Here is a 6,032-nt window from a genome sequence, read left to right as displayed (position 1 = left end):
CAGTGGCAATGAAGACTTGGACCAATGGGGCTTTCATTGAGTGAAAAAGGACAAACGGATAAGGTGCCTCCTGTCGGATAGGGATACAAAGATAAAGATAAAGATAAAGATAAAGGGAAGAAAGATATGTACTTAAAAGCATTTGACGGAAAACGGAATGGGGCAGCTGTACAGAGGGGCTACTCCTTGATACAGCTGTTGGTGGTGATGCTGCTGGTTTCGATATTGGCGACGTAGGATATTAGGCCGTCTGAAAGATACTTAAGAATAGCTTTCAGACGGCCTTGTTGTAAGATGAATTTTTGATATTGGCGTACTTTTTTAAATACAGATAAAATCCCTGTTAATTATTTATAACGATATTTTTTAGGATACACAGTGCTTGCTTTGGATTATTGTCATCAAAAGGCTGCAGAAAGCCATTCCAGTTTTTTATCCGGCTTTCGTTTTTTATCGGTAGAAAAACGAAATACGCTCACTGTTTTATATGCTTTTTGTCGCGAACTAGATGATGTGGTTGATGGCTGTACCGATCCAAATGTAGCTCAGATAACGTTGAATTGGTGGCGCAGTGATTTGGAGAAAGTGTTTAATAATGAGATGCCTGAGCATCCTGTTCATCAAGCTTTAAAAGATATTCGGGCAAGTTTTGATTTGCCGAAGAATGAATTTGAAGCTTTGATTGATGGGATGCAGATGGATTTGGAGCAGGCTCGTTATGGTAGTTTTGATGAATTAAAGCTGTATTGTCACCGTGTTGCCGGAGTAGTGGGGTGTCTTATTGCGCGGATTTTAGGTTTTTCCAATCCCCAAACTTTGGAATATGCGGACAAAATGGGCTTGGCTTTGCAGTTGACGAACATTATTCGTGATGTGGGCGAAGATGCGCGGCAGGGAAGAATTTATCTGCCGATAGAGGAAATGCAGAAATTTGATGTGCCTGCCAACGTCATCATGCAGTGTAAACCGACAGACAATTTTGCGAAATTAATGCAGTTTCAAGTGGATAGGGCGCGTGAAACTTATCGTGAGGCTATGTTGCTTTTACCGGCTGCGGATAAGAAATCGCAAAAAGTCGGTCTGATTATGGCGGCCATTTATTATGCGCTGTTGAATGAAATCGACCGTGATGGTGCGCAAAATGTTTTGACTTACAAAATTGCGATTCCTTCTCCCCGTAAAAAACGTATTGCTTTGAAAACTTGGCTGTTTGGATTTAAACCATGAATATTCGGCGTCCAAAAATTGCTGTGATTGGTGCCGGTTGGGCAGGTTTGTCTGCGGCGGTTTCCCTGATTCATCGAGCTGATATTGCTTTGTTTGAAGCCGGGAGACAGGCAGGCGGTAGGGCGCGTACCTTAGCAGGGAAAGATGATGGATTCAGCTTTTTGGATAATGGGCAGCATATTTTGTTGGGCGCGTATCATGGTGTTCAAACTTTGATGCAACATATTGGTGTTCAACCTGAATCAGCCTTTTTACGCCAGCCTTTGCAATGGTACATCCATGAGGGATTGCAGTTTCAGACGGCCTCTCTGCCTGCACCGTGGCATTTGCTTGTCGGTATCCTGCGTGTAAAAAATCTTTCTTTTTCATTGAAAATCAAATTGCTGTCGGATATGTCGGCATTGCAACATTGGGTAGGCCATCATAAAACCGATTTGACGGTTGCAAAGTGGTTGAGAACACGAAATGTTCCGCGCAGCCTACTTGGCCAATTTTGGCAACCTTTGGTTTGGGGTGCTTTAAATACGCCGTTAGAACAGGCATCGTTGCGCATTTTATGCAATGTATTGAATGATGGCGTGTGGTCTGAAAAGGCGAACAGCGATTATCTTTTGCCTAAGCAGGATTTAGGGCGGATCGTAGCCGAACCGGCTTTGGATTTCCTGCACAAGCATGGTGCAAAAATACATCTTGAAACCCGTATTACACATTTAAACCATCATATCGATGGCCGAATTGAAATCAATGGCGAAGTATTTGATGCGGTGATTTTGGCTGTTGCGCCATATCATATTGACGCGCTTTTGCCTGAAGATACGCCTGACTATATTCAGACGGCCTATCAATCGTTGCATTACCATGCGATTACTACGGTTTATTTGCGTTATGCCCAAGCAGTCAAGTTGCTTGCGCCTTTAACCGGGTTTGCTGAATGTACGGCGCAGTGGGTGCTGCATCGGGGGGCATTGGGTTTGCCGGATAATGAAGTTGCGGTCGTCATCAGCGTTTCCGATTACACCGAGGCTTGGAAGGACAAAGATTTAGCCAAGAAAATTCATGCGGACATCAAGCGGATTTGTCCGGATTTGGATAAACCCGAAGCCGTACGCATTATTACGGAAAAACGCGCGACTACGGCGGCAACGGTTGATTTTGTACAACCTGATTTCTCATGGCTGCACCATCGCCGTATTTATCCGGCCGGCGACTACCTCCATCCGCGCTATCCGGCGACCTTGGAAGCGGCGGTTCAGTCGGGTTTTGCCGCGGCTGAAAAGCTTATGCTGGATTTGCGGTTTGAATAAACTGAGGCCGTCTGAATGTTCAGACGGCCTTTTTGACTTTACAAAACTTACCAAGCCGATACAATATCTAAAACCATAAAGTTCAAGGAAAAGTCATGACGACATTAGCGGACAAAACCATCTTGGTTACCGGCGCGTCCCAAGGCTTGGGCGAGCAGGTTGCCAAAGCCTATGCGGCGGCCGGAGCGACTGTCATTTTGGTGGCGCGTCATCAAAAGCGTTTGGAAAAAGTATATGATGCCATTGTGGCTGCGGGCAGCCCAGAGCCGTTTGCCATCTGCTTTGATTTGATGAGCGCTGAGGAAAAAGAATTTAAACAGTTTGCGGAAACCATTGATGAAGCTACCGGCGGAAAATTGGATGGCGTGGTGCATTGCGCCAGCTATTTCTATGCCTTGTCGCCATTGGACTTCCAAACCGTATCGGAATGGGTCAACCAATACCGTATTAATACCGTTGCGCCTATGGGCTTGACCCGTGCGCTGTTCCCATTGTTGAAGCAATCCGAAGATGCTTCTGTGATTTTTGTTGGCGAAAGCCACGGCGAGAAACCGCAAGCCTATTGGGGCGGTTTTGGTGCCTCTAAAGCCGCGCTCAATTATTTGTGTAAAGTGGCCGCGGATGAGTGGGAACGTTTTGACAACCTGCGTGCCAATGTTTTGGTGCCGGGTGCCATCAATTCGCCACAACGTATCAAATCTCATCCGGGCGAATCGAAAAGCGAACGTAAAAACTACGAAGATGTCCTGCCGCAATTTATTTGGTGGGCAAGCCGAGAGAGCAGGGGGCGGACAGGCGAAATCGTCTATCTGTAAATATACCTGCTCAGATTGGTTTGAGAACATGAGGCCGTCTGAAATCTATATTTTCAGACGGCCTTTAACTTATTGAGTTTTTTATCTAAATAATGGTGTAGGTTTGATGTTTGACGTGTTGGTAGGCAACCGTCGGGCTGGCACAAATTTAGATGTAGTAATCTAAGTTATAGTTATATTGGATAAATATGACGGAATTTGACTTTATCAGACAATATTTGCAGCGACAAAAATCGGAAGGTTTGATTTTGGGTATAGGCGACGATGCCGCCATTATCCGCCCAAGTAGCGGATTTGATTTATGTTTTAGCGCTGATATGTTGGTCAAAGGCAGACATTTTTTTGAAGATGTCTCGCCTGAAGATTTGGCATGGAAAATGCTTGCAGTAAATTTGTCCGATATGGCTGCTATGGGTGCCAAGCCGCGGTGGGTGTTGCTCAGTGCTGCGCTGCCTGAATTGAATCAAAACTGGCTCAAACGTTTTTGCGACAGCTTTTTTGCTTTGGCCGCGCGTTTTGATACGGTGTTGATTGGTGGCGATACCACCAAAGGCGATTTGGTCTTTAATGTAACGATAGTAGGCGAAGTTCCGACAGGGCGTGCCCTGCGGCGTGATGGAGCCGAAGTCGGCGACGATATTTGGGTATCGGGCCGCTTGGGTTTGGCTGCCGCTGCTTTGAACCAACATCTGGGGCATTATCAATTGCCGTCTGAAATCATGGCGGTTTGCGATGATAAATTGCTCCGTCCGGAGCCGCGCGTTTCATTGGGGCTGGCATTGCTGCCGTTTGCCCATGCTGCGCAAGATGTTTCAGACGGCCTGGCTCAAGATGTGGGGCATATTTTGAAAGCCTCTGCTGTCGGGGCGGAAATATTTGCCGATTGTGTGCCGTCGTTGCCTGAATTAAAAAACGTTTTGCCGCGCGAGCAATGGTTGTCGGCAGTATTGGCCGGTGGCGATGACTACGAACTGATTTTTACTGCCGCTCCAGAAGACAGGGAACGCGTTTGTCAGGCGGCGGAACAAAGTGGCGTACCGGTTGCCCGAATTGGTAAAATGACTGACTCAGGCCGTCTGAATATTTTGGATGCCGAAGGCGGCGTATTGGAACTGACTTCTTTAGGATTTGATCATTTTGGCTGAACGTAAACCTACTTTTTCTTGGCTGTTGCACAAACCATTGTGTTTTTTAGGATTCGGTTTCGGCAGCGGCTTGTCGCCGGTTGCGCCGGGTACGGCCGGAACGCTGGCAGCATTACCTCTGGCTTTTGTATTGTGCTTGTTGGGCATAGACGGCTGGATATTGCTTTTATTGTGTATCGCCTTGTTTTTCTGGGGCATCCGCATTTGCGGTTATACCGAGAGGGAACTGGGCATTCAGGATTACGGCGGTATCGTTTGGGATGAAATTGTCGCGATGCTGCTGGTGCTGTCGCTGATTCCGTTTAAATGGAGCTGGTGGTTGGCGGCTTTTGTTATTTTCCGCTTGTTTGATGCGTTAAAACCCTGGCCGATCAAATGGTTTGACCAACGGATTCATGGAGGTTTAGGCATTATGCTTGATGATTTGATTGCGGCTGTAATGACCTTGATGGTCTTGGGGCTGTTTCATTGGATTGCGTGATGTATTTTAAGTGTTTCGACCCTTTGCAAAAATAGGGCGGACACGCCGGAATATCCGGTTTTAAATAAAATAAATATACGGGTGAACAATTATGAACGAAATCGAGATTAACGTGGAGCCGCGTTATATGGCCGGTCAGAGCGACGTCTATCGCGACCGCTACGCCTTCAATTATCTGATTACCATCTGCAACCGCAGCGATGAAATCATTACTTTGCGTCAGCGTTTTTGGGAAATCACCGACGGACACGGTGAGACAGAGCAAGTCGGCCATGCCGGCTTGATTGAAGAGCAACCTGTTTTGTACCCGGGCGAAGCCTATGAGTACAACAGCGGTTCGCAAATCAGCACGCCTTGGGGCAGCATCGAAGGCGCGTATGAGTTTGAAGACAGTATCGGCAAACGTTTCGTTATCGGGGTGCCGAAGCTTGAATTCAAAGCAGGCTTTACGTTGCAATAGGCCGTCTGAAAAATGAAAAACCGGAACATGGGAAATGTTCCGGTTTTGTTTTTTCAGACGGCCTTATCAGTCTTTGCAAGGCTGTACCAATACCCACGGCGCTACAACGACCGCCCACATTTCCTGCTTATCCTCTAGAAAAGTACGCGCCATATCATCGCTGACGGCACCGAATTTGCCTTGTTCCATCCATTGTTTCAATGGCGTGGCTTCATCTTCGGCAACATGGCGGGCGACGGCAATCAAATCCAAATCAGGCGCAACATAAACGGCGGCACCGCGTGCGAAGTGGGGTTGCAGCTCTTCCCATGAAATGCGGGCGGTTTCGGTATTGAGTTTTTCGTTTAAGAGTGGAATAGACATAGGACAATCATCAAATAAAAAACGGATTGTAACCGATATTCGGCCTTTTGCCCGATGCCGTCTGAAAACGAAAGAAATTTACAGGGTTAACGTTATACAGTATCATTTTAGAGTTTTAATTTCTTTCAGACGCCCTGTTGTCCGTATTCGGGCAAGGGCGGTTTTAGGCTTATGAATTCTGTATTGTTGACCGGATTGCTGCAAAGGCTGCTGATTGCGCTTGTTGCATTGGCGGCG

7 protein-coding genes are annotated in these 6,032 nt (G+C 46.8%); 6 read left to right on the top strand and 1 reads right to left on the bottom strand.

Features of this window, described 5'->3' with window-relative positions; all coding sequences use genetic code 11:
• Positions 1 to 378 precede the first annotated feature (378 nt).
• The 6 genes from hpnD to apaG all read left to right on the top strand — a co-directional run bounded on the left by hpnD (position 379) and on the right by apaG (position 5,432).
• A complete protein-coding gene (gene hpnD / locus HMPREF3047_RS00540; RefSeq protein ID WP_070711871.1) occupies positions 379 to 1,227 on the top strand; it encodes a presqualene diphosphate synthase HpnD in 849 nt (282 codons plus the stop codon).
• Positions 1,224 to 2,531, top strand: a complete 1,308-nt coding sequence (gene hpnE, locus HMPREF3047_RS00535; RefSeq protein ID WP_070711867.1) for a hydroxysqualene dehydroxylase HpnE — start codon at positions 1,224 to 1,226, stop codon at positions 2,529 to 2,531. The genes hpnD and hpnE overlap by 4 nt, the downstream gene beginning before the upstream one ends.
• 95 nt (positions 2,532 to 2,626) lie before the next feature.
• Positions 2,627 to 3,346 carry an SDR family oxidoreductase gene (locus HMPREF3047_RS00530; RefSeq protein WP_003747583.1) on the top strand — a complete coding sequence of 240 codons (720 nt, stop codon included), beginning with the start codon at positions 2,627 to 2,629 and terminating at the stop codon, positions 3,344 to 3,346.
• 188 nt (positions 3,347 to 3,534) lie between these two features.
• Complete coding sequence (thiL, locus tag HMPREF3047_RS00525) at positions 3,535 to 4,491, top strand: thiamine-phosphate kinase (protein ID WP_070711864.1); 957 nt, start codon at positions 3,535 to 3,537, stop codon at positions 4,489 to 4,491.
• Entirely contained in the window at positions 4,484 to 4,972 is a 489-nt protein-coding gene (locus HMPREF3047_RS00520) for a phosphatidylglycerophosphatase A family protein (RefSeq protein WP_070711875.1), read from the top strand. Before thiL ends, HMPREF3047_RS00520 begins: the two co-directional genes overlap by 8 nt.
• Positions 4,973 to 5,063: 91 nt before the next feature.
• Complete coding sequence (apaG, locus tag HMPREF3047_RS00515; RefSeq protein WP_003682575.1) at positions 5,064 to 5,432, top strand: Co2+/Mg2+ efflux protein ApaG; 369 nt, start codon at positions 5,064 to 5,066, stop codon at positions 5,430 to 5,432.
• Positions 5,433 to 5,498: 66 nt separating this feature from the next.
• Here the strand turns inward: apaG and HMPREF3047_RS00510 are convergent, their stop codons facing one another.
• The gene (locus HMPREF3047_RS00510; RefSeq protein ID WP_070711861.1) at positions 5,499 to 5,795 is read right to left on the bottom strand and encodes a DUF2288 domain-containing protein; all 297 of its coding nucleotides are present in this window, start codon (positions 5,793 to 5,795) and stop codon (positions 5,499 to 5,501) included.
• Positions 5,796 to 6,032 lie beyond the last annotated feature (237 nt).

Source organism: Neisseria sp. HMSC075C10 (assembly GCF_001815615.1).
In the GTDB taxonomy this organism is placed as follows: domain Bacteria; phylum Pseudomonadota; class Gammaproteobacteria; order Burkholderiales; family Neisseriaceae; genus Neisseria; species Neisseria subflava_A.
This window is presented reverse-complemented; position numbering and strand designations above follow the sequence as displayed.